Source organism: Ruminococcus sp. (genome assembly GCF_016287535.1).
Lineage (GTDB): Bacteria > Bacillota > Clostridia > Oscillospirales > Ruminococcaceae > Ruminococcus.
This window is the reverse complement of record NZ_JAEFAJ010000002.1, coordinates 47,817-72,043: the sequence shown is the minus strand read 5'-3', so window position 1 is coordinate 72,043 and position 24,227 is coordinate 47,817. Positions and strand designations below refer to the sequence as shown.

The window sequence follows — 24,227 nt, the reverse complement described above, 5'->3', positions numbered from 1 at the left end:
TATCTTGAAATTTTTATCTTTTTGTGGTACAATGTTATCAATATTACCGAAAGGAACATTTTACCATGAATGTAAGATCCGAACTGCTCGCCACTCTCGCAGGCGCAGGCGGCGACTACATATCGGGAGCTGCTCTCGCGGAAAAGCTCGGCGTGAGCCGCAACGCTGTGTGGAAAGCCGTAAAGGTGCTTGAATCAGAGGGGTTTTCAATTAGTTCCATAACTTCAAAGGGCTATAAACTGAACGAAGACAATAACAAGCTTTCGGCTGACCTTATCTCACCGCTCCTTACTACAAAGGAGGTAGGCAGGAATATAAAGGTCTTTGATGAGGTGGATTCCACAAACAACGTGGTTCGTGAGCTTGAGACCGAAAAAGCTCCCCACGGCACCACCGCTGTGGCAGACCGTCAGACCGCAGGAAGGGGTCGTATCGGCAGACATTTTGTCTCCCCACCGGGAGTGGGACTGTATCTCAGCGTTCTTGTCCGCCCGAATTTCAATCTTCAGTTTGCCCCCATGATAACCGCCGCTACAGCCTGTGCAGCCGCTGAGGCAATAGAGGAACTGTGCGGCAGCAAGGTAATGATAAAATGGGTCAACGACCTGTATATGAACGGCAAAAAGATATGCGGTATACTTACAGAGGCTTCCCTCGGACTGGAAATGCGTGTACTTGACTGTGCGACTATAGGTATAGGCATAAATGTTCACAGCATCGGCGACCTCTTCGACGAGGAGCTCAAAAAGACAGCGACCTCAATAGAGGACGAAACAGGCGTCAGACTTGACAGGAACAGGCTCTGCGCAGGTATACTGAACCGCCTTGAGGTCTATCTCGGCAAGATATCAGACAGAAGCTTCCTCCGGTCATACAGGGAACGCGAGCTTCTTACAGGCAATATGATAACCGCAGTTGTCGGCACGGAAAAGCTCATCGGTGAAGCTCTCGGTATCGACGACAACGCAAACCTTATCATAAGGCTTCCCTACGGGGAAATAAAGTATCTCAGCTCAGGCGAGGCAAATCTGTGCAGGATAGTAAAATAATGTCAGAATGCGGATATGCCGCATAATATATAATAATTTGCAGGAGGTATTTCAATATGAGATATACTATTATCGGTCAGACAGTTCCGGCTGTTGAGTGCGAACTCAATGCGGGAGAATCAATGTTCACACAGTCAGGCGGAATGATCTGGCAGACTCAGGGCTTTACTATGTCCACAAACGCAAGAGGCGGTGTCGGCAGGAGCCTTGGCAGACTTTTCACAGGCGAATCAATATTCATGGCTAATTACAAAGCTGATATTCCCGGCGCAAGGATCGCTTTCGGCGCTACTGTTCCGGGCTCTATAGTTCCGGTAAATATATCGAACGGCGGTCTCATCTGCCAGAAGGGCGCTTTCCTCTGCGCTGAACAGTCGGTAGACCTCAAGGCTGTCTTTACAAAGAAGATACTCTCAGGTCTCTTCGGCGGCGAGGGCTTCATACTCCAGCAGCTCTTCGGAAACGGTATGGCTTTCCTTGAAGTTGACGGAGATATGGTAGAGCGCTACCTCAACCCCGGTGAAGTCCTCAAGGTAGACACAGGAAACGTAGTCGCTTTTGAGCCTACGGTACAGTACGAGATAGAGACTGTAAAGGGCCTCGGAAACATATTCTTCGGCGGCGAGGGTCTCTTCCTCACAAAGCTTACAGGCCCCGGCAAGATCATACTCCAGACACAGAACTTCAACGACTTTGCAGGAAAGATCCTTTCTCTCGGTGCAAAGCGCTGATAAATGAAAAACTGGCTCATAACCGCCGCAGTCGCCGTGATATACCTGCTTTTCAGCGTATTCACGGGACTGTGGGCGCTCTCTTGGATAATATGGGTATTTTACGCGATATACAGGATAGCCGACTATATAAAGTCTCAGCAGTAAAATGAGGTGAGAGTATGTTTATATATGGTATCCCCCTTATGGGTATGCAGTATCTGGCGAGCGGAGACGCGCTTTTCCGCATGGCTGCCGAAAATAAAGCTGCCTTTGCATGGCACGGCGATAAATGGCGCTGTATCTGCGGTATGGAAAACAGCACCAACTTCTGTCCCGAATGCGGCACAAAGGCTCCCGTCAGACCGTGGAAATGCTCCTGCGGCAGAGATTGCGGTACAAATTTTTGCCCGGACTGCGGCAGTAAAGCCCCTGTTTAATTAGGAATTGATGTGTCCGCTGATGCGGACGATTGAAAATAAATAGGTGTAGGGGCGCCGTTCCGGCGCACGAATACTTCGATGATATTGGCACGGGCTGCCGAAGGCAGCCCCTACAAAAGCTAATAGCTAACGGCTCAGATTTTACGGCGCAAAATTTCGGCAGGGTCTTGACAAACGCTTTTTTTCCGTGTATAATACACTTAACAAATCAAAAATGCTATGAAGGGAAACAAAGCCCGTACAAGTTTTCACAGAGAGCCGGCGGTGGGTGCAAGACGGCAGACAAGTACGAGCCATAACTCCTCCCTGAGCAGTCGGCTGAAAGCTTCGGCAAATAGGCTTGAACGGGTTCTCCCGTTACAGAGATATGCGTTGATCCGACGCAGACGAGTGGGTGTATTCTTACATCAAGAAGAGTGGTACCACGGAGTATTATTGCAGCTTCGTCTCTTCCATGCCATGCATGGAGGAGATTTTTTATACCCTCCGCAATGGCAGAACGGATCGGAATGGAGGTAATACAATGAATAACGTCAGCAAGTACACACGGCAGTTCTTTGAAGCGCCGGAAACGTCCATGAAATGGGCAAAAAAGTCCTATATCGACAAGGCTCCCCAGTGGTGCAGCGTCGATCTGAGGGACGGCAATCAGGCACTTATCATACCAATGAGCCTCGGTGAAAAACTCGAATTTTTCCAGCAGCTGGTGAATATCGGCTTCAAGGAGATAGAGATAGGCTTCCCTGCGGCTTCCGAAACGGAATATGACTTCTGCCGCACTCTCATCGAGCAGGATCTCATACCTGACGACGTTACAATACAGGTGCTCACACAGTCGAGAGAGCATATAATAGAAAAGACCTTTGAAGCCCTCAGAGGCTGCAAAAACGCTATAGTACACCTGTACAACTCCACCTCCGCGGCTCAGCGCGAGCAGGTCTTCCGCAAGAGCAAGGAGGAGATAAGGGATATAGCCGTCAGCGGCGCACGGCTCTGCAAGGAGTACCGCGAAAGATACGAGGGAAATTACCGCTTTGAGTATTCTCCCGAAAGCTTCACCGGAACAGAGCCGGAATTCGCTCTTGAAGTATGCAACGCCGTACTGGACGTATGGCAGCCCACTCCCGAAGACAAGGTGATAATCAACCTCCCCGTGACCGTGCAGCTGTCAATGCCTCACGTATACGCAAATCAGGTGGAGTATATGTGCGATAACCTGAAATACCGGGAAAACGTCATAGTTTCCCTCCACCCCCACAACGACCGCGGCTGCGCGGTGGCTGACACCGAAATGGGACTCCTTGCCGGCGCCGAGCGCGTTGAGGGAACTCTCTTCGGCAACGGCGAACGCACGGGAAATGTGGATATAGTGGTGCTCGCTATGAATATGTACTCCCAGGGCGTTGAGCCTGACCTGAATTTCAGCGATATACCGTCGATATCCGAGCTCTACACAAGAGTGACGAGAATGAATGTATACGAGCGCCAGCCCTATTCCGGAAAGCTGGTATTCGCAGCCTTCAGCGGCTCTCATCAGGACGCTATCGCAAAGGGTATGAAATGGCGGGAGGAAGGCAATACTCAGTTCTGGACAGTACCCTATCTCCCTATTGACCCGGAGGATATCGGCAGAGAGTACTCCGCAGACGTTATCCGCATCAACAGCCAGTCCGGCAAGGGCGGTATCGGATATATACTCGAAACACGCTTCGGCTACAATCTGCCGAAAAAGATGCGTGAAAGCGTGGGCTATCTTGTCAAGGGAGTATCCGACCGCAAGCACAAGGAGCTCCTTCCCGACGAGGTCTACGAGATATTCAAGACCAATTACGTGGATATAACCTCTCCAATAAATATGAGAGAAACGCACTTCGTACAGCGCAACGGCATAGAAGCTACCATCAGCTTTGATTACAACGGCAGGAAGGTAACTGTTACAGATACCGGAAACGGACGTCTTGACGCGGTCAGCAATGCCGTGAAGTCCTACACCGGAACTGACTACAGCCTTAACAGCTACTCCGAACACGCCCTTGAGGTGGGCTCGGCTTCAAAAGCCGTATCCTACGTTGAGATAGTCTCCGGAAGCGGAAAGAGCTTCTGGGGAACAGGTATAGACAACGATATCATCACATCATCTGTAAAGGCGCTTGTGAGCGCGGTGAACAATATGCTGAACGCCGCCTCATGACGCAGCTTGCAGAACAAAAGTAAAGGACATGATACTATGAAAATATCAGGTGCAAAAATAGTTGTTGAAACACTAATAGAACAGGGCTGCGACACTGTTTTCGGCTACCCCGGCGGACAGGTCATCGACCTCTTTGACGAGCTTTATTCCGCACAGAGCCGCATAAAGCACATACTTGCCGCCCATGAGCAGGGAGCTGCCCATGCTGCGGACGGCTATGCCCGCTCAACAGGCAAGGTGGGAGTAGTAATAGCGACATCGGGTCCCGGCGCGACCAACCTTGTAACAGGCATAGCTACGGCATATCTCGATTCCGTACCTATGGTGGCTATCACAGGCAACGTAGCCTGCAGCCTCATAGGACGGGACAGCTTTCAGGAAGTTGATATCGTTGGTATAACCATGCCTATCACCAAGCATAATTTCATAGTAAAGGATATAAACGAGCTTGCGGATACGCTCCGCACAGCCTTTAAAATAGCCAAATCAGGCAGACCGGGACCTGTTCTCGTGGATATACCCAAGGACGTTCAGGAGGCTCTCTGCGAATTTGAACCCAACGCTCAGCCTGTTATACCTTATCCTCTCACCTTTGCTTCTGAGGAAAAGCTTCAGAAGGCTGCCGCAATGATAAACAGCTGCGAAAAGCCGTATATCTATTTCGGCGGAGGAGTTATCAGCGGAAAGGCTTCACAGCAGATAATGGCTCTTGCGGATAAGATCGACGCCCCTCTCGGCTGCTCCCTCATGGGACTTTCAGCCGTTCCCTCCGACCACCCCCGTTTTCTCGGTATGCAGGGTATGCACGGACATTTCGCGTCCTCCGTCGCTCAGAACGAATCCGATCTCGTCATTGCTCTCGGCGTAAGGTTCAGCGACAGGGGAACAGGCGACGAATCACGCTATTCCAAGCATTTCAACATAATACACATAGATATCGACGGAGCGGAGCTCCACAAGAATATAGCTGCGGATGTTGCCATAAAGGGCGACCTCCACGACTCTCTCGAACGTCTTATCGCCATGACAGAGGAGAAAAAGCGTCCTCAGTGGGCTGAACGTATCGGAGAGCTGAGAGCCGAGGAGCTCAGACGCACAGCGTCGGCTCTGAGTATCGCAAAGGAAAAGACCGGCAGCGGAAAGCTCAGTCCTTACGATATAATAGACGTTATCAGCTCCCGTGCAGAGGAGGATACGGTAATCGTTACCGACGTGGGTCAGCATCAGATGTGGACAGCCCAGCGCTATCCGCTGAAAAAGCCCCGTACCTTCCTTTCAAGCGGCGGTCTGGGAACTATGGGCTTCGGCCTCGGAGCAGCCGTGGGCGCGGCTTCCGCAACGGGAAAGCGCTGTATTCTCTTCACAGGCGACGGCAGCTTCGGCATGGACCTCTGCGAGCTCGCAACTGCGGTATCACAGGAGCTCCCCATAACAGTAGTAATAATGAACAACGGCGTTCTCGGAATGGTAAGGCAGCTGCAAACCATTTTCTACGATAAGAGATATTCAAACACCACCCTCGGCCGCAGGACGGATTTCACAAAGCTTGCGGAAGCCTTCGGCGCAAGGGGCGGTCATGCGGCTTCGGTATCAGAGCTGGAAAAGCTGGCTGATGAAGCGCTTTCATGCAATACTCCCTTCGTTATCGACTGCGCGGTGGACAGCGACGAGCTGGTTCTCCCCATGCTTCCGCCAAACGGTTCGGTAGACGATATAATCACAGAGATAAAGTGAGGTGACATTATGGATAAGCAATACGTAATAGGCGTGATAGTTGCCAATGTTTCGGGCGTACTTTCGAGAGTATCGGGTATGTTCACGAGACGCGGCTTCAATATCGACAGCCTTACTGTGGGCGAGACCGAATCCAGCGGCTTTTCCCGCATAACCATCGCCTTCCACGGCGACGAGGATATCAAGGAGAGGATACTCCAGCAGCTCCAGAAGCTCCATGATGTCAGAGAGGTAGAGGTGCTCGACAGCAAGGACACGGTAATACGCGAGCTCCTGCTCATAAAGGTAAGGAACAAGGCTGAGATACGTCAGGATATAATGACTGCGGTGGAAATTTTCCGCTCAAAGATAGTGGACTATTCTCCCACCTCCCTCACCTGCGAGCTAACAGGCGAGACCTCCAAGATAGACGCATTTATAGAGCTTCTCAAGCCCTTCGGCATAATGGAGATGTGCCGCACCGGTATCGTAGCTATCGAAAGAGGAGAGAACTGCCTGAAAACAGTGAAATAAACGAGTAAATAACTTTTTGGGTGGTCGGAAGTAACCGGGCGTTTGTGGTATAATAAGCAATTGCAAACGCCTTATGCTCAATAAACCGCCAAAATTTTCAAATACTCAAATAGATCCGATAAGCATAACTTATCGAAAGGAATGATAAAAATGGCAATGACAATGACGCAGAAGATACTTGCGGCTCATTGCGGCAGGGAGTCGGTCAGCGCAGGAGAGCTTATCCTCGCGGACCTCGACCTCGTTCTCGGAAACGATATCACCTCTCCCGTAGCTATAAAGGAGTTCGCAAAGCTCGGCAGGGACAGCGTGTTCGACAGAAATAAAGTCACTATGGTCATGGACCATTTTGTTCCGAACAAGGACATAAAGGCTGCGGAGCAGTGCAAAATGTGCCGTGATTTCTGCGGTAAAAAGGATATCACACATTTTTACGACGTGGGAGAAATGGGCATAGAACACGCCCTGCTCCCCGAAAAAGGACTTGTCACCGCAGGAAATGTGGTCATCGGAGCAGATTCCCACACCTGTACCTACGGAGCTCTCGGAGCCTTTTCAACAGGCGTGGGCTCTACGGATATGGCCTGCGGCATGGCAACCGGCAAGGCATGGTTCAAGGTGCCGTCGGCGATAAAGTTCGATCTTAGCGGAAGTCTCCGGAAATACGTTTCCGGCAAGGACGTTATACTCCATATAATCGGAAATATAGGCGTTGACGGAGCCCTTTACCGCTCAATGGAATTCACAGGTGAGGGACTTTCCTCACTTACTATGGCTGACCGCTTCTGCATTGCAAATATGGCTATAGAGGCAGGAGCGAAAAACGGTATATTCGGGGTGGACGATAAAACTCTCGGTTATATCAGCGACCACGGCGGCACAGAGCCAACGGTTTACAAAGCTGACGCCGACGCGGAATACGACGATGTGATAAATATCGACCTTTCGGCGATAGAGCCTACTGTGGCTTTCCCTCATCTTCCCGGAAACGCCAAGGTATTCAGCGAGATAGGCGACGTAAAAATAGATCAGGTGGTCATAGGCTCCTGCACCAACGGCAGACTGGAAGACCTTATAACTGCCGCGGAGATAATGAAAGGACGCAAAGCCGCCAAAAACGTAAGGGTAATCATTATCCCCGCAACTCAGAGAGTATACCTTGAAGCAATGGAAATGGGACTTCTCAGAACATTTATCGAGTTCGGAGCTGTTGTGTCGACTCCCACCTGCGGTCCGTGTTTAGGCGGATATATGGGCATATTAGCGGCAGGCGAAAAAGCTGTTACCACCACAAACCGCAACTTCGTGGGACGTATGGGACATACAGAGTCAGAGGTATATCTTGCAAGTCCCGCAACTGCCGCGGCAAGCGCAGTTACAGGCAGGATAACCAGTCCGTGGGAGGTGGCTGAGATATGAAATATACCGGAGATGTTATAAAATACGGGGACAATGTGGATACAGACGTTATTATCCCCGCCCGTTACCTCAATACCAGCGACCACAAAGAGCTTGCGAGTCACTGCATGGAGGACCTGGACAGAACCTTCGTCAGCCGTGTAAAGCCGGGTGATATCATCACCGCCGGCATGAATTTTGGCTGCGGCTCCTCCCGTGAACACGCTCCCATAGCCATAAAGGCAAGCGGAGTATCTCTCGTTATCGCAAAGAGCTTCGCCCGTATCTTCTACCGCAACGCTATAAATATAGGTCTTGCCATAGTGGAGTGCCCCGCGGCTGCGGAGGAAATATCCGAGGGGGATACCGTAGAGGCTGACCTCGATAACGGGATAATACGGAATATCACCACCGGCAGGGAGTACAGAACGGCTCCCTTCCCGGAGTTCGTACAGAATATAATCGAAAACGGCGGACTTATGAAGGCTATAGAAAACGGCGTTTTCTGACAGGGATACGGAGATAATCATGACAGATCTTAACTGCCTTCTTGCAGGACTTGCACGGCTGCTCGTTCCTGTGCTCCTGCTCATATTCTGGCGCAAAAGGACGGGTGCACGCATACTTCCGGCGCTTGCCGCATTTCTTGTATGCCTGCCTGTTTTTACGATAGCAGGTCTGATACGTACAGGCTTCGCTCATGGCGACCTGCTCTCGTTCTGCGTAAAGCAGGGACTGCTTTACGGTATTTTTGAGGAGGGCTCGAAGTTCCTTGCCATGCGCTATCTGCTCACTTCATACGACAACCGCAGGGATGCAGTTTCCTACGGTATAGGTCACGGCGCATTTGAGAGCTTCAGCGGCGGAATAGCCTGTATAAACCTTATCGGCACAGGAAAGGCTGCGCCAGATATCTTACCTGTAAATCTCTTTACAGCCATTGAAGGCGAGGCGTTTGCCATTGCACTGACTGTACTGATATTCTACGGCATACAGACAGGCAGAACAAAACTCATGCTGCCAATTGCAATATTCTTACACTTCATAAGCAATGCAACAACAACGCTCTACAGCTTCAGCACCCCCATAGTTGTAATAAAAAGCACTATCCTCACCGCGGGTATCTGCTATGCGGCATACCGCTGCTTTGTGAAGCTGAGAGGTGAGAGTTGAGAATTGAGAGTGGAGAGTGGAGAGTGGATTTAATTCGGAATTATTGTGCCGTAAGCGAGTTTACGGGCGAAACGTAGCAAGAGTGCGCAGGCTCTGCGCCGGGCGGATAGTATCTACCCTGCATAGCTGAAAACGAAAGGAGAATATTATGGAACTGAAGATCGCATTGTTAAAGGGTGACGGCATTGGTCCCGAAATAGTGGACAGCGCCGTGGCGGTGCTTGAAAAGACCGCAAAGAAATTCGGACACAAATTCATATTCACTCCATACCTCATAGGCGGCTGCGCTATCGACGAGACGGGAGTGCCACTGCCGCAGGAAACTGTGGACGGCTGCCTTGCTTCCGACAGCGTTCTCCTCGGAGCTGTGGGCGGTCCGAAATGGGACAGCCTCGGCGGAGATGTCCGCCCGGAAAAGGCTCTACTCGGTATCAGAGCTGCTCTCGGACTTTATACCAATCTCCGTCCTGCAAAGCTCTATCCCGCGCTGAGAAACGCTTCTCCTCTCAAGGACGAGATAGTGGGCGACGGCTTTGATCTCCTCATTGTAAGGGAGCTCACAGGCGGTATATACTTCGGTGAAAGAGGTCTCCGGGAGGGCAGATTCGGCACGGAAGCCTTTGACACCGAGGCTTACAGTATCACTGAGATAGAACGTATAGGAAAGGCTGCCTTTGAGGCTGCCATGAAGCGCAGAAAATGCGTATGCAGCATCGACAAGTCAAATGTCCTCGAATCCTCGCGGCTCTGGCGAAAGACCATGCACGAGCTTTCGGAGCAGTACCCTGAGGTACACTATACGGATATGCTTGTGGATAATGCCGCTATGCAGCTCGTCCGCGACCCGAAACAGTTCGATGTTATCGTTACGTCCAATATGTTCGGAGATATACTTTCAGATGAAGCCTCGCAGATCACAGGCTCTATAGGTATGCTCGCCTCGGCTTCACTGGGAGCTTCAAAGCGGGGACTCTATGAGCCCATACACGGCTCGGCTCCGGACATTGCGGGAAAGGATATAGCAAACCCTATTGCTACCGTGCTTTCCGGCGCAATGATGCTCCGCTATTCCTTTGGTCTCAACAAGGAAGCGGACGCTATAGAAAGAGCTGTGGACAAGGTACTTGAAAAGGGCTGCCGTACTGCGGATATCATAGGTACGGACAAGAAAACAGTTCCCCTTTCCTGCTCCGAAATGACAGAAGAGATATTAAAAGATATATGAACCTATAACAAGTTCATACGAACTTAACAATAAGTTTATAATTTATTCCTTGACAACAGAATGGTTTTATATTATCATTATGGCAATACGATACGTTATCCGGTCGTATATCAGCAATAAACCAGTTTTTAAAGGAGTAATATTATGAAAAAGAGATTATTGGGGTTAACAGCATCTTCTTTCATTTTCGCAGCAGCTCTCACAGGCTGCACTGTAAGAAGCGGAGGTTCTTCCTTCAGCTTTTCAGTATCAAAGGGTGAAAAGACAGAAGCAACAACAGTAAAAGTTACAGAAACAACAAAAGAAAAAGCTACAGAAGTGACCACTGAAAAAAGTCAGACAAAAATAAGAACAATAACGTGCTGCCCGATATAAAGGACTATACCGGCAGCTATACCTGTAACGGATACGGCTCATGGGGCGGTGACAAGTATCCCGACTGCGAAACGATACAAAACGATCTTGAAAATGATCCTATGACTATATCAGCAGACGGTACTATGCACTTTCACGGCGCCGATTACAAGCTCATTTCCGAGGGCACAAAAAACGATGCCGTTATATTCAGTATCGACGGAAGCGGATTCGACTTCGGCAGTTTTTCCGAGAACGGAAGAGTTGACAAGGATTATGACGGTGCTGTATATTTCACAAAGGAAACTCAGCACTTTACGATCAATGACGAGGATGCGTCGTATGATATATACAAAGTCCATCTCACCGCAAACGGTGACAAATCGAGCTCCGCTTACATATCGTTCAGCAAGGACTGAGTTATAAAACAACAATATTTATTCATAACGGAGGTATTTTTATGCTTACTATCATCACAGCAAACGCACCCGCAGCGATAGGTCCCTATTCACAGGCTATCGTTTCACACGGTATGGTCTACACCAGCGGTCAGATAGCTATCGATCCTGCTACCAATTCCGTAAAGGGCACAACTATCGAAGAGCAGACAGAGCAGATAATGAAAAACCTTGCAGCTATACTTGAGGAGGCAAATTCAGGCTTCCATATGGCTGTGAAAACTACCTGTTTCCTTGCGGATATGAACGACTTTGCCGCCTTCAACGAGATATACGGCAGGTACTTCACATCAATGCCCGCAAGAAGCTGCGTTGCGGTAAAGACCCTCCCCAAGGGCGTACTCGCAGAGGTCGAGGTAATAGCTGAGGTCTCTGACTATTCTTACTGAGCCTCTCTATAATGGGGTCGGAATGGGGCTTTATTCAACGGAAAACCATTGAATATTGAAAAAATAATTTTCGACTTTGTAGCAATGTACAAATCCGGCTGTTGGATTTTATTAATATCTTACAAAGAATCTGTACAGGAGAAGGATCATGAATGTTGTTATTATCGTAAATATCATTACTTCGCTCGGTATAATGCTCGGTGGCTTATGTATGAGAAAATACGCGAAAACGCCCTTGGATCACTCCATAGGCTTCAGGACCGTAAGAGCCCTGTCAAGCGACGAGGCATGGCGGTTCGCCAACGAAAAATGCGGTATGGCATGGACAGTTATCGGAGCAGTCTGCTTCGTTCTGTCTGTGGCTGCGGTATTCCTGTTCTCCGATAACAGTCCCGCACATATAGCTGTACTTATCATACTCACGGCTGCTGCCGTTTTGTCGGCTGCATGGGTGGAAATACAGCTCAGAAAGATTCAGTGATAAATGAACAGCTCCTCTGTCCGTTACAGACAGGGGAGTTTCTTTTTTGCTTGAAATTATGCTTGCTTTGTGATATAATGATAGAATAGGTGAATTGTAAGCTGACGGGGAAGATGAGAGTTGATAGTTGAGAATTAATGACTAAAGGCTTGGGCGGATAATGTCCGCACATACAAAGGGCTGAAAACGAAAGGAAGTATAAGTATGACCGTAAGGGAATTACAGGATAAGATAATAAAGCTCAAAAAGGAAACAAATACCGCTGTCCTCGCTCACTGCTATCAGGCTCGTGAGATATGCGAGATAGCAGACTTCGTAGGCGACAGCTACAAGCTCAGCGTTGACGCTAAGGGCGTAGCTGAGGAGAATATAATCTTCTGCGGAGTTCACTTCATGGCTGAGACAGCTAAAATGCTCTCGCCTCAGAAGCGTGTTTACCTCTCCAGCAAACACGCCGGCTGCCCTATGGCTGAGCAGATGGACAGGGACATGATAAGCGCCATACGCGCTCAAGAGCCCGACCGCACCGTTGTTGCGTATATCAATACCACAGCCGCTCTCAAAACGGTCTGCGACGTGTGTGTTACCTCTTCCAGCGCGTTGAAGATAGTAAAGGCTCTCGACAGTGACAAGATACTCTTTATCCCCGACTGCAACCTCGGAGACTATATAAAAAAGCAGTGCCCCGACAAGGACATAAAGCTCCTGCAGGGCGGATGTCCCACACACGCAAGGATAACCGTCAGCGAGGTGAAAAAGGCAAGGGAGGAGCACCCCGACGCTCTCTTCCTCGTACACCCCGAATGTACCCCCAAAGTAGTAGAACTTGCGGATTATGTGGGCTCGACAACGGGCATAATGGATTATGCAAAGAAGTCGGACAAAAAGGAGTTCATCATCGGTACGGAGAATTCAATAGTTGAGCATTTGCAGTACGACTGTCCCGAAAAGAGCTTCTATCCTGTGAGCAGAGACCTTGTCTGCCATAATATGAAGCTCACAACGCTTCCCGACGTGTACAATACTCTCCTTGCAATAAGCGGCGAGGACCGTGAAGCCTGTGAGATACTTATGAGTGACGAGCTTATCGCTCAGGCAAGGAAATGCATAGACGAAATGATAAGGCTGGGCGGCTGATATGACGGAAATTGTCGAAAAGCTGTACAGCACAGGCGACCTCTCTGACAGCGAGCTGAGGGAGCTGATAAATACTGATGATAAGGACGCCGCGGAACTGCTCCGTAAAAGGGCAGACGAGGCAAGGCAGAAGAGCTACGGGAAAAAGGTGTTCCTGAGAGGTCTTATAGAGATCTCTAGCTACTGTAAAAACAACTGCCTATACTGCGGCATACGCAGAGGCAATACGGACGCAGACCGCTACCGCCTTTCCCGTGAGGAGATACTGAGCTGCTGCGAAAACGGCTATGAGCTGGGCTTCCGCACATTCGTAATGCAGGGCGGCGAGGACAGCTTCTTTACGGACGAGTTTCTCTGTCCGCTGATAGAAGAGATAAAGGAAAAGTATCCCGACTGCGCGGTGACGCTCTCACTCGGTGAGCGCTCATATGCGAGCTACAAGCTGCTGAGAGATGCAGGCGCAGACAGATATCTGCTCCGCCACGAAGCAGCTTCACAGGAGCTGTATTCAAAGCTGCACCCTGAGGAAATGAGCCTCGACAACCGCAAGAAATGCCTGTTTCAGCTGAAAGAACTGGGCTATCAGGTGGGCGCCGGCTTCATGGTGGGAGCTCCCTTCCAGACTGTAGAGCATCTCATCGCCGACCTTCGCTTTTTACAGGAGCTTCAGCCGCAGATGATAGGAATAGGTCCTTTCGTGCCTCATCACAAAACTCCATTTGCCGGCGAAAAAGGCGGCACTCTTGAACTTACCCTGCGGCTTCTCGGCATACTCAGGCTTATGTTCCCGAAGGTACTGCTCCCCGCGACAACTGCCCTCGGCACTATAGCTCCCAACGGAAGGGAGCTTGGACTGCAGACAGGCTGCAACGTGGTAATGCCGAATCTTTCACCTGTAAAGGTGCGCAAAAAGTACGACCTCTACGATAACAAGATATGCACAGGCGAGGAAGCGGCTGAGTGCCGCGGCTGCCTGCAAAGAAGAATAGAATCCGCAGGATACGAGACAGTATCGGAACGCGGAGACTGCATAGATTAAACCTGTTATTGCAGGACAAAGCTTTATTTAAATTCAGAGTTTAGAATTGAGAGTTGAAAGTTATGGAGTCGCCTCTGGCGAGAAAACTTGAATAACGTGAACGAAGCGAACACCTGAACTCTCAACTTTTACGTCAGATCCTGACTTGATAATAAAAACACTAAAATCATTCCATACATTGATTTAAGGAGAATACTATGCGAGTACGTTTCCATCTTCCCGACTTTTCCGGCAACTTCAAGCTCAATCTGGTCTTTGCGGAGCTTCTCAGCCATAAGCCTGAGTTTTTCCGCGAGGGAGTAGAGATAGCGTCGTTCTACGGCGTGTTTCCACCCTCCTTGTGGAACGGCGGCAGGACCCAGGGCGGCGTATGCGACAAGACCTTTGTCAAGGGCGTTATAAAGACATTCAACGACCTCGGTATACCCCTCCGCTTTACATTCACAAATCCCGCACTTGAAAAGAAACACCTCAGCGATCAGTTCTGCAATATGGTTATGGCAATGGCAAACAACGGCCTAAACGAAGCTATTGTTATGTCGCCCCTGCTTGAAGACTATATCAGACGCAACTATCCCGATTACAAGCTCACAAGCTCCACCTGCAAGCGCCTGGATACTATCGAGGGTCTCCTTGAAGAGCTGAAAAAGGATTACCATATAGTCGTTATGGACTACGACCTCAACAACAGATTCGACCTCCTCGAACAGATACCAATGGAGGACAGACCGCGTATAGAATTCCTGTCAAACGCCTGCTGCGAGCCGGGATGTCCACGACGTTCGGCTCATTATTATACCATAGGCGTTCAGCAGATAGCCTATAACGAGCATATAAAGAAGTATCCCAACCTCCCGTTCAACGGTGACAGGTACGACACCGAGAATTTCCGCGACTGCCCGTACTCAAAGCGCGGTCTCTTCGATATAAAGGGTCTGCGCACACATATCTCCCCCGACGATATATGGGAGAAATATGTTCCTATGGGCTTTGAACAGTTCAAAATAGAGGGAAGGACCGCAAGTCCTATAAATGTGCTCGAAACCTATATGTATTATATGGCAAAGCCCGAATACCGCGACGAAGCGCGTTTCACACTGCTGAAATCACTGGAGAATACGGGCTCTCTCATTTTCAAGTAAAGAGGAGGATATTATGAAGATAGCAGCTGTTTTCAGCGATAATATGGTGCTTCAGCGCAATAAGCCGATACGTGTTTTCGGTACCTGCACCAACAGAGAAAAGGTTATAACCGTAAGTATCCCGGAGCTCGACAGCTCCGCCCGCGCTGTCATAAAGGACGGTAAATGGGAAGCCGTGCTCCCGCCGCGCAAAGAGCTTGGTTCATGTACACTTGTGGTGTCATGCGGCGCTGTAAAGAAGATATTCAGCAATGTAGCCATAGGCGAGGTCTGGCTCGCAGGAGGTCAGTCCAACATGGAATTCGAGCTCCGCTACGACCGCAGGGGCGCTGCCGCCCTTGCAGCCTGCTACGGCGAGAACGTGAGATATTACTATACTCCCAAATGCAGTATGCCCGGCGACGAGCTTCTCAGAGCCGAAAGGGAGTCCTGCTGGATGACTCCTTCCCCGGACAATTCCCGCTCATGGTCGGCGGCAGCATATTACTTCGCCAAGGAGCTGAGCCGCAGACTCGGAGTTACAGTGGGAATAATCGGCTGCAACTGGGGCGGGACCTCCGCTTCCGCATGGATGAGCCGCGAGTATCTCAGCTATGACAGCCGTCTGCACCCCTACCTTGATGACTACGACAACGAGACCAGAGGCAAGACCGACGAGCAGATGATAGCTGAATACGACGCATATTCCGAAAAGCAGCTGAAATGGAACAGCGCGACAGAGGAATACGTTGCCGCCCACCCCAACGCAAAGTGGGACGAGGTGCTGGCCGAATGCGGTGAAAATCCGTATTCCGGTCCGCTGAATATAAAAAATCCCCTGCGTCCCGGCGGACTTTATGAAACTATGCTCAGCCGTATAGCTCCGTATACCCTTGCAGGCGTGCTGTGGTATCAGGGAGAAGCCGACGACTGCCGCCCCCATACCTACGATGTTCTCCTCAGGGCTATGATAGAGAACTGGCGGCATGACTGGCATGACGATGAACTGCCCTTCATGATAGTTCAGCTGCCCATGTTCAGATACGAGTACGACCCGGATACACAGAGCTGGGCTTACATCAGGGAGGCTCAGGAAAAGGTTTTCCGCACTGTAAAAAATACCGGTCTCGCAGTCGCTCTCGACTGCGGCGAGTTCAACAATATACACCCGCTGGACAAATCCCCCATCGGTCACAGGCTGTATCTTCAGGCTATGAACGTGGTATACGGCATACTGAACGACAGCGACACACTGCCGCCGATGTATGACAGCTATGAGGTCATAGGAGATACCATGCACATATACCTCACCAACTGCGAAAGAGGGCTCTGCGGCACTGACGAACGCTGCCTCGACGGCTTTGAGATAGCGGGAGCAGACGGTAAATACTATCCTGCCGAAGCAAAGGTAAGGCTGCCCTATATCGAGCTTCACAGCGACAATGTCAAGGCTCCTGCCGCAGCCCGTTTCAAATGGACAAACTATGCTGAGGTCGGACTTTTCGGCGTGAACGAGCTGCCGCTGCCGCCATTCCGCACGGATAAATAACAGGGAATATAGCTTTTTTGGCGGTCGAAGGCAGTCAGACGTTTGCGTAGTATAATATGAAACTGCGAACGTCCGGTTCTCAAAAACCGCTTAAAAATATACAGGAGGATAATTATGCTTTTAGCAGTAGATATCGGTAATACAAACATTGTTTTCGGCTGTGTTGACGACAGGGACGAGGTGCTTATCTTCGAGCGCATAAGCACAGACCACAACGCAACAGCAGCGGAATACGCTGTACTCATAAAGACCATACTTGAAATGAACAGCTTCAACATCTCAGACATAGACGACGCTATAATGTCGTCGGTAGTTCCGTCTGTCACGAATACAGTCAAGGAAGCTGTGAAAAAGCTCTTCGGAGTTGAGGTGATGATGGCAGGTCCCGGAGTAAAAACCGGACTGAATATACTAATCGACAACCCGGCACAGCTGGGCAGCGATCAGGCTGTTGACGCAGTCGCGGCGATAAACCAGTACCCTGTTCCGCTCATAATCATAGATATGGGAACGGCTACCACTCTCTCCGTAGTTGACAGCAAGAAAAACTACCGCGGCGGCGTGATACTCACAGGTATGAAGGTCTCGGCAGACGCTCTCACCGCACGCACCGCACAGCTCCCCAAGATAAATTTTGAAGTTCCGCCCCATGTTATCGGAACAAACACAGTTGACTGCCTGAAGAGCGGTATACTCTACTCCAACGCAAGCGCCCTCGACGGCATTATCGACCGCATGGAGGAGGAGCTTGGCGAAAAGTGTACCGTCGTGGCTACAGGCGGTCTGTCCGAGCTTGTGGTGCCTCTGTGCAGACGAAAGATAATACTCGACAGCAACCTGCTCATCAAGGGCCTTGCAATTATCTACAAAAAGAACAGAAAGTAAAAGAAAAGCTCCGCGATCGCGGAGCTCTTTCAGTTCTTCTTGTTTTTCTTTTCTTCCTCTTTCTGTTTGTTGGCAATTTCATTGAAGCTGTCGGCAGTATTTATAAAGAGTGCGGGGTCAAGGCATACTCCGTTATGGCGCACCTCAAAATGGCAGTGGGAGCCGAAGGAATTACCGGTATTTCCAACAAGTCCTATGAGCTGTCCTCTTGAGACCTCCTGTCCCTCGACAACAAGCACGGAGCTCATATGACCGTATACGGTCTGATATCCGTCAACGTGTCCGAGCTGCACGAAATAGCCGTATCCTCCGGAATTCCAGCCGGCAGATACTACCACGCCGTCTGCTGCGGCATATATCTCGGTACCGGTCATAGCGCCTATATCCATACCCTTATGGTTTCTGTCGCTGATGAACGGATCGCTAACGTATCCTCCGTCAACCGGCCAGCCGAACTCTCCGGAGCCTGTAAGGACAGTGCTCGCGCTGTCAGGTCTGGCGGCATATATGCCTATACCTATCTTTTCGACTACAGGCTGTCTTGTTATCTGTGTGCTGATAGTCTTGCGGGAATACTCCTTGCCGTCCACGTAGGTGACCTCTATATGGCTGACCTTCTCGCCCTGTCTGCCCTTGGCGATAACGTCCCTTGTACCTGCGTTGAGAGAGCTTGTCTCGACCTCTACGGTCTCATAGTCGATAAAGGTAACAGGCGATATCTCGCGGACATACTGTATAGGCAGATAGCTTTCGGTCTCGATGACATTGACCAGCATACCCTTACGGCAGTTGGCGGTTATATCCGGATTCATCTCCTCCAGCTTTGCAAGATCCATATTGAATTTCTGTGCTATAGTTACGACTGTATCCTCTCTCTGAGCGATATATACCGATTTTTTCTCCTTTGAGGAAGTAAGGAGCTCTATCGCATCCTTCTCTGAAAGAACGCTTTCCGCAAGATACATTCCCTTGGTGTACTCAACATCTCCCTTGTATGCGACATCCTTTATTACGCCGTCCACACGGAAATTCAGTATCCTCTCGTTAAGGGCGTCCTGCACCTTTTCCTTGTTTCTGACCGCACCTATGAACCTGCCGTCTATATATATGCCGTATGCTTCAGTAAGAGCGTGGTCGGAAGCGGCAAGCATTTCATTCGCAAGCTGCGAGGCTGTATACACCTTATCATTCTCATTGATTATCCTGAGGGAATACTTTGCCGAAAGGTCTATTTTTTCATTGTTTCCGATATATGATATTCTCTGCTGAGCCTCCCGCTCGGCTTCCTCGAAATCGGCTTCGGCAGTTATTATGCCTATCTCCCTGCCGTTGTACTCTACGCTGAGTCCGTACTCAAGTCCCGAACCGTACCGTATTATTCCCACAAGGAACACAATCGAAAGAATGGGAAGTATATAATTGAAAGCGGTATAGAATACTCCGTCCTCACCGAAGAGATAGGAGCACCAGAAATGGAAGAGAGCCTTTTTGTACTCTTCCTCGCCAAGCTTCTTTGCCTTGCGGACCTGCTTCTGCAGTCCCTTGTTAAGATTGAATCTTTCCCGTACAGGAGATATCAGCTCCATGAAAAGCCATATCAGCCCTTTGAGTATGACAGCGCCGAGACTAAGCAGCTCCGAGCCTATCAGCTTCAGCGAATAAAGCAGACCCTTGAACAGCGCTTTTACAAGATCAACAGCAAATCCGCCGAATTCCGGAAAGAACTCCTTCGCACCGAAATGCTCTGTATATGCTGTTTCCTGCGGTATCTTCGGTATCTCCGGCTTCTTATCACGGGGCGTATATACATAGCTGTACTCATGCCGTTTTCCTGCCATGGTGCCTCCTCCTTTCACGGTAATAATATCACACAAAGATTATTATACCAGTATTTTGTGACAATAAAAAGAAATGATCCGCTAAATATCTCAATTTGGCGGATATTTCATCATCATGCACAAAATCCGCTTTTAATTTTTGTCAAAATGCCATGAATAATCAAGCATTTCCACTGTATAACCTTCAAGCTTTTCAAGCAGCGGAACTACGTCCTTCTTTGCGGAAGCAAGATCATGCTCACGGTAATTGCCGCATTCCACCTCTGTACAGCCGGGTATAACGCCTTCGTAGTCCCTGATGAAAGTATATGCTTCACGCACAAGTTTTATTGCGTTCTCGTGGGAAATACCCCTTGTGAGCAGATAGAATCCCGTGCGGCAGCCCATAGGTCCTACATATACTATATTCTTTCCGAACTCGGAATTTCTCGCGTAGGTCGCAAATAAATGCTCTATGGTATGCATTGAGGGAGTCGCAAGGTATACGTCGCCGTTGGGCTTTACCATGCGCACGTCATAGGTTACTATATCGTCATCTATACGTGATATGTACATTCCTACGCCGAATTTTGTGTGGTCTACCTGAAAGCTTGCTATCTTTTCCATTATTTTTCCTCCTGTGTGAAAAGTGATCTTATATCCTCCGGTATTTCCGAGGAAACTGTTATGCTCTCTCCTGTCAGCGGATCATTGAAGCTTATCCTGCCGCAGTGGAGAGCCTGTCTGTTTATATCATCACGAAGTCCGCCGTAGAGGTCGTCCCCTGCGAGCGGAGCTCCGGTATGAGCAAAATGTACCCTTATCTGGTGAGTACGTCCTGTTTCGAGTTCTATCTCCGCAAGAGAGTACCTCCCATTGCATTGCAGCCGTTTATAATGCGTTACCGCGCGCTGTCCGTCCTCACGGACGCACCTGAGTATTATAGACTCCCTCTCACGGGCTATGGGCGCGTCTATAGTGCCGCTCTCCGGGATAGTGCCGTGTACAGCCGCATAGTATACCTTTTTGCAGCTCCCCTGCAGCAGCTTTGCCGCAAGAGCGTCCTTGGCTATGACGCACAGCCCTGAGGTGTCACGGTCGAGCCTGTTCACCGAGCGGAAGGTCAGCTCCGGATAAAGGTGAGCGAAGTAATTTCCGAGGGTGTCGCCCTGATGGCGTATGGAAGGATGTACAGGCATACCGCTGGGCTTGTCGAACACCACAAGCCTGTCGTTCTCAAAGGCTATGGGTACGTTCAGGCTGCCATTGGGTTCGAGGAAGCTGTCGTCCGCGAGGCTCAGAACTATCACGTCTCCCTGCCGGACCTCGTCAATACTGCGGATCAGCTCTCCGTTCCGCGTTATGCCGCCTTCACAGCGTTTAAGCCTTGTCAGCAGCCGCCTTGATACGCCCTTTTCTCCTGTGAGAAATTTTTCCAGAGTTACGGGCTTTGCGTTCTCCACCGTCAGCTCTATTCGTTTCAAGGTACTCGTCCTCCTTGATAAAAATGTCGATACTCAGCGAAAAAGCGGTCATGAGCCTTGTAACGGCGTAAGGCAGCAGCACCAGCGTAAGCATCTGCGGAAGATATATCGCTATAAGCCGCAGGAATACTCTCTTTCTGCCGCCCATGAGCCTTACCGAGTACAGCATGGCGCGAAAAGCCGTAAGCTTAGGGAATCGCACCAGCAGGTACGGTACAGCCGCAAAGCTCAGCTTCAGCGAAAGCCACATCATCAGCGATACCGCCGTAAGGAAAACGGCGTTGACCACGACGAAGAACTCATCTGCGAACATTCTGTCATGTATCAGTCCGAATGCCGATAATCCAAAGAAAACAGCCGGCGCCAGCGCAAGGAGCCCTGCTGTCCTTGTCCAGAGAGCAGCCGAGATGCTGCGCCTGAATGTACATTTCCTCAGCAGTATCCGTGAAAAGCTTTCACGCCGCTTGTCGCAGCGCTCCGCGGTCAGACCGTAAAGGCGGTACACCGCCGCATACATCAGCGGAGCAGCCGTCAGCCACCTCAGGACAGTGCTCATGACCGTTACCGCAAGCCTTGCCGGGTCGCCGCTGCCGAAGAGGCTGATAGGCTCCCTGTCGCCGAAATACAGCAGCAGACTGCACACCGCAGCCTCCGCACAGCGGAAAAACAGCTCCGCTCCGACGGGAAGTATGCATATAAGCATAGTCCTTGTGCGTCTGCCTTTCAGCAGCCTGTCTGTATAGCGTATCAGTTCCCTGACCTTCATATCCGCGCCTCCGAAGAATGTTTGGGTATATAAATTCTTTAGTGGTTTATTGTGCATACGGCGTTCGCAATTGCTTATTATACCACAAATACAAATTCTGTAAAGGCCAAGACAAGCGCCATAAATGGCGGCCTTGACAGAATTTTTATTTGTGGTTTGGGGCATTTACGCAAACGCACAGCAGTTCCCGACCACCAAAAAAGGTATTTACTCAAATGTTTTTGCAGATATTATCGGCTCTTTTTCATGAAATATTCAGGAAATACATCAGTATTCGTCATCGGGTATCCTGTCATACGGACAGTATCCAAGAATTTCAAACGCCTGTGAATTAAGCCACATCTGTGCGGTAACAATAATATCAAAGCCGCCTCCCGCCTCAGCAGTTATCTGCGACGGCGGATATTTGGGTATACCGAAGCAGCTGAGCATATTCGAGATTATACCGCCGTGGGTTATCATGGCGCAGTGGGTGAGCCCCGACTCCATCATATCCGTTATCACCGCATGGAGAGCCTTATAGGTACGTGCTGTCAGCTCCTCAAGGCTCTCGCCGTTGGGCGGACGGCTCTCCTTGCCGCCGCGGAGCCACTGGTTATAGTCAGCCCGCTTTGCGAGCTCGTCAATGCTCTTGTTCTCGAAATCGCCGAAATTCAGCTCCCTGAGGTCGTCCACCGGACAAAGCTCAGTATAGGGGAAAAGTATCTCGGCAGTCTCTGTACATCTTTTCAGCGGCGATGAGTAAACTCTATGTACAGCAGGGTAGTCGAACTCGTCCATCTTTGCCGCAAGGTCTGCTGCGCCCCTGTCCGACAGGGGCATATCCGTGCTGCCTATGTATATGCCTTTTTCATTGGCTTCCGTCATGCCGTGACGGAGCACGCTTATCCTGTAACCTTTCATAACACTCTCCTTTTATATGTTATTACCTTGTCACACCTTCCGGGCAGGTGCTACAGATAGGATAATTTTGCACAAAAATACTGCTCGTTTTTTTAACTCTTAGTAAATTTCACGAAAAATACTACTTTTTTCAACAAATTCTTTCATATTTCTGCATATTTACAAATTATACATTTTGTATTATAATATAAGTACAAGATTTTTTTCAAAACCATACGATTTGGAGGAATTTCAATGAACTCGGATTTCGCAAGAATAATAACTTTACAGCGTAAGGAAAGACACATCAGTCAGAAGCAGGCTGCCACGGACTTAGGCATCTCGCAGGCTCTTCTCTCGCATTACGAAAAGGGAATAAGAGAGTGCGGACTCAACTTCCTTGTAAAGATCGCAGATTACTATAATGTTTCCTGCGACTATCTGCTTGGCAGAACTCCCGAGCCAGAAGGAAAAACCATTACTATAGAAGATATCCCGGACGACGACGGAAACAACAGCATGAAGATGCCGTCTCCAGAGATCATCAACTTCAACAGAAGGATCATCAACAACTCTATCAGTCTGCTCTTCAGCCTTGCGCAGAAGGCAAACAGTATCACTCTTATAAAAGAGGTATCGTCATACCTCATGCTGTCGGTATACAAGCTCTTCCGTATCGTTTACAACGCTAACCCCCATAACGACCAGAAGCTCTTCCGTATCCCCAAGGTCATCGCAAACGACAGCTCCAACGCTATCGTTTCAATGAGTGAGGCAAACATCAAAGCCGCTTCCAGCGGTATTGCCCTTGACGGCAACGACTGCGTTGATAATTTCGATACCCTCTACGTTACTACGGCAACTCTCCAGAAGGACTATTCGCAGTACTCGTCATCTCTCCTCAACCTCATTAAGCGAAGCGAGGAAAGTATATCCCGTACACGTGCGAAGTACCGCAGCGATATCAAGTAATATTATACCACTTTTGCACACCGTTGAAAAGCCCTTTTCCGATTTTATGCCGCGCTTTTCGGTAAAAAATCATTCAATTGACCGTATATCCGCGCAGACGCGGCTGTGCTTTTTGAAATTTCGCAGCAAATCCACCCTCAGACAAATATCTTCTTAGTCGCTTTCGTTGAAAAAACAGCAGCCGCTATTGACATATCCGGTTGTATGTGTTATAATTTCGTTGTAATAAACCGTTGAAGAAGTGTGAGTAGCTTCTGTTTTAGCTTTTCAGAGAGCCTGCGGCTGGTGCGAGCAGGTAAGTGCGGCAGAGTGAATGGACTTCCGAGGGCAAGCTGAAGGCGCTTTTTACCGCGCTGTGTAGGTGAGACGCAGAGGCTCTGCGTTAACAAAACCGGCGTATGTCATGTACGTACTGAGTGGACGCACAGCGTCAAGCAGGGTGGCACCGCAGAAGAAC

General features: G+C 49.6%; 26 protein-coding genes and 1 other annotated feature. Of the genes, 21 read left to right on the top strand and 5 right to left on the bottom strand.

Translation table 11 applies throughout. The annotated features are described in order from the left end of the window. Positions 1-65: 65 nt before the first annotated feature. The 20 genes from QZZ36_RS01880 to QZZ36_RS01785 all read left to right on the top strand — a co-directional run bounded on the left by QZZ36_RS01880 (position 66) and on the right by QZZ36_RS01785 (position 17,849). Positions 66-1,049 (top strand): biotin--[acetyl-CoA-carboxylase] ligase, encoded by a 984-nt coding sequence (locus tag QZZ36_RS01880; RefSeq protein ID WP_295075851.1) that lies wholly within the window; start codon positions 66-68, stop codon positions 1,047-1,049. Between the two features lie 56 nt (positions 1,050-1,105). Continuing rightward, on the top strand, positions 1,106-1,780 hold the full coding sequence (locus QZZ36_RS01875; RefSeq protein ID WP_295075848.1) for a TIGR00266 family protein: 675 nt from the start codon (positions 1,106-1,108) through the stop codon (positions 1,778-1,780). A 3-nt stretch (positions 1,781-1,783) separates the two neighbouring features. Beyond that, on the top strand, positions 1,784-1,927 hold the full coding sequence (locus tag QZZ36_RS01870) for a hypothetical protein (protein ID WP_295075845.1): 144 nt from the start codon (positions 1,784-1,786) through the stop codon (positions 1,925-1,927). A gap of 14 nt (positions 1,928-1,941) precedes the next feature. After that, positions 1,942-2,199: a hypothetical protein gene (locus QZZ36_RS01865; RefSeq protein ID WP_295075842.1), complete on the top strand. Its 258-nt coding sequence runs from the start codon at positions 1,942-1,944 to the stop codon at positions 2,197-2,199. A 213-nt stretch (positions 2,200-2,412) separates the two neighbouring features. After that, positions 2,413-2,656 (top strand) — a binding site (T-box leader). Positions 2,657-2,725: 69 nt separating this feature from the next. Beyond that, complete coding sequence (locus QZZ36_RS01860; protein WP_295075839.1) at positions 2,726-4,393, top strand: 2-isopropylmalate synthase; 1,668 nt, start codon at positions 2,726-2,728, stop codon at positions 4,391-4,393. A 36-nt stretch (positions 4,394-4,429) separates the two neighbouring features. Then, positions 4,430-6,127 (top strand): biosynthetic-type acetolactate synthase large subunit, encoded by a 1,698-nt coding sequence (ilvB, locus tag QZZ36_RS01855; protein ID WP_295075837.1) that lies wholly within the window; start codon positions 4,430-4,432, stop codon positions 6,125-6,127. Positions 6,128-6,136: 9 nt separating this feature from the next. Next, positions 6,137-6,640: an acetolactate synthase small subunit gene (gene ilvN, locus QZZ36_RS01850; RefSeq protein ID WP_295075834.1), complete on the top strand. Its 504-nt coding sequence runs from the start codon at positions 6,137-6,139 to the stop codon at positions 6,638-6,640. Positions 6,641-6,790: 150 nt separating this feature from the next. Next, a complete protein-coding gene (gene leuC / locus QZZ36_RS01845; RefSeq protein WP_295075831.1) occupies positions 6,791-8,059 on the top strand; it encodes a 3-isopropylmalate dehydratase large subunit in 1,269 nt (422 codons plus the stop codon). Continuing rightward, entirely contained in the window at positions 8,056-8,547 is a 492-nt protein-coding gene (leuD, locus tag QZZ36_RS01840) for a 3-isopropylmalate dehydratase small subunit (protein WP_295075828.1), read from the top strand. The genes leuC and leuD overlap by 4 nt, the downstream gene beginning before the upstream one ends. Positions 8,548-8,566: 19 nt before the next feature. Next, the gene (locus QZZ36_RS01835; RefSeq protein WP_295075825.1) at positions 8,567-9,211 is read left to right on the top strand and encodes a YhfC family glutamic-type intramembrane protease; all 645 of its coding nucleotides are present in this window, start codon (positions 8,567-8,569) and stop codon (positions 9,209-9,211) included. A gap of 148 nt (positions 9,212-9,359) precedes the next feature. Beyond that, the gene (gene leuB / locus QZZ36_RS01830) at positions 9,360-10,436 is read left to right on the top strand and encodes a 3-isopropylmalate dehydrogenase (RefSeq protein ID WP_295075823.1); all 1,077 of its coding nucleotides are present in this window, start codon (positions 9,360-9,362) and stop codon (positions 10,434-10,436) included. 144 nt (positions 10,437-10,580) lie between these two features. Next, entirely contained in the window at positions 10,581-10,811 is a 231-nt protein-coding gene (locus tag QZZ36_RS01825) for a hypothetical protein (RefSeq protein ID WP_295075821.1), read from the top strand. After that, complete coding sequence (locus QZZ36_RS01820) at positions 10,796-11,209, top strand: hypothetical protein (protein ID WP_295075819.1); 414 nt, start codon at positions 10,796-10,798, stop codon at positions 11,207-11,209. Before QZZ36_RS01825 ends, QZZ36_RS01820 begins: the two co-directional genes overlap by 16 nt. Before the next feature lie 41 nt (positions 11,210-11,250). Further along, positions 11,251-11,637 (top strand): RidA family protein, encoded by a 387-nt coding sequence (locus QZZ36_RS01815; protein WP_295075818.1) that lies wholly within the window; start codon positions 11,251-11,253, stop codon positions 11,635-11,637. A gap of 148 nt (positions 11,638-11,785) precedes the next feature. Beyond that, complete coding sequence (locus tag QZZ36_RS01810; protein WP_295075816.1) at positions 11,786-12,118, top strand: SdpI family protein; 333 nt, start codon at positions 11,786-11,788, stop codon at positions 12,116-12,118. Between the two features lie 204 nt (positions 12,119-12,322). Next, positions 12,323-13,255, top strand: a complete 933-nt coding sequence (gene nadA, locus QZZ36_RS01805; protein ID WP_295075814.1) for a quinolinate synthase NadA — start codon at positions 12,323-12,325, stop codon at positions 13,253-13,255. A gap of 1 nt (position 13,256) precedes the next feature. Continuing rightward, on the top strand, positions 13,257-14,294 hold the full coding sequence (gene hydE / locus QZZ36_RS01800) for a [FeFe] hydrogenase H-cluster radical SAM maturase HydE (RefSeq protein WP_295075812.1): 1,038 nt from the start codon (positions 13,257-13,259) through the stop codon (positions 14,292-14,294). A 197-nt stretch (positions 14,295-14,491) separates the two neighbouring features. Continuing rightward, positions 14,492-15,436: a hypothetical protein gene (locus QZZ36_RS01795; RefSeq protein WP_295075810.1), complete on the top strand. Its 945-nt coding sequence runs from the start codon at positions 14,492-14,494 to the stop codon at positions 15,434-15,436. Positions 15,437-15,449: 13 nt separating this feature from the next. Beyond that, a complete protein-coding gene (locus QZZ36_RS01790; protein WP_295075807.1) occupies positions 15,450-16,964 on the top strand; it encodes a sialate O-acetylesterase in 1,515 nt (504 codons plus the stop codon). 114 nt (positions 16,965-17,078) lie between these two features. After that, positions 17,079-17,849 (top strand): type III pantothenate kinase, encoded by a 771-nt coding sequence (locus QZZ36_RS01785; protein ID WP_295075805.1) that lies wholly within the window; start codon positions 17,079-17,081, stop codon positions 17,847-17,849. A gap of 29 nt (positions 17,850-17,878) precedes the next feature. Here the strand turns inward: QZZ36_RS01785 and QZZ36_RS01780 are convergent, their stop codons facing one another. The 5 genes from QZZ36_RS01780 to QZZ36_RS01760 form a co-directional block, all read right to left on the bottom strand. Beyond that, positions 17,879-19,687: a M23 family metallopeptidase gene (locus QZZ36_RS01780; protein WP_295075803.1), complete on the bottom strand. Its 1,809-nt coding sequence runs from the start codon at positions 19,685-19,687 to the stop codon at positions 17,879-17,881. A gap of 132 nt (positions 19,688-19,819) precedes the next feature. After that, on the bottom strand, positions 19,820-20,293 hold the full coding sequence (locus QZZ36_RS01775) for an S-ribosylhomocysteine lyase (RefSeq protein ID WP_295075801.1): 474 nt from the start codon (positions 20,291-20,293) through the stop codon (positions 19,820-19,822). Then, positions 20,293-21,150: an RluA family pseudouridine synthase gene (locus tag QZZ36_RS01770; protein WP_295075799.1), complete on the bottom strand. Its 858-nt coding sequence runs from the start codon at positions 21,148-21,150 to the stop codon at positions 20,293-20,295. Before QZZ36_RS01770 ends, QZZ36_RS01775 begins: the two co-directional genes overlap by 1 nt. Continuing rightward, positions 21,047-21,916: a hypothetical protein gene (locus QZZ36_RS01765; RefSeq protein ID WP_295075797.1), complete on the bottom strand. Its 870-nt coding sequence runs from the start codon at positions 21,914-21,916 to the stop codon at positions 21,047-21,049. Before QZZ36_RS01765 ends, QZZ36_RS01770 begins: the two co-directional genes overlap by 104 nt. Positions 21,917-22,183: 267 nt before the next feature. Then, positions 22,184-22,819: a histidine phosphatase family protein gene (locus QZZ36_RS01760; RefSeq protein WP_295075795.1), complete on the bottom strand. Its 636-nt coding sequence runs from the start codon at positions 22,817-22,819 to the stop codon at positions 22,184-22,186. A gap of 234 nt (positions 22,820-23,053) precedes the next feature. Here QZZ36_RS01760 and QZZ36_RS01755 point away from each other — a divergent pair, with 234 nt between their 5' ends. Beyond that, on the top strand, positions 23,054-23,770 hold the full coding sequence (locus QZZ36_RS01755) for a helix-turn-helix domain-containing protein (protein ID WP_295075792.1): 717 nt from the start codon (positions 23,054-23,056) through the stop codon (positions 23,768-23,770). Positions 23,771-24,227 lie beyond the last annotated feature (457 nt).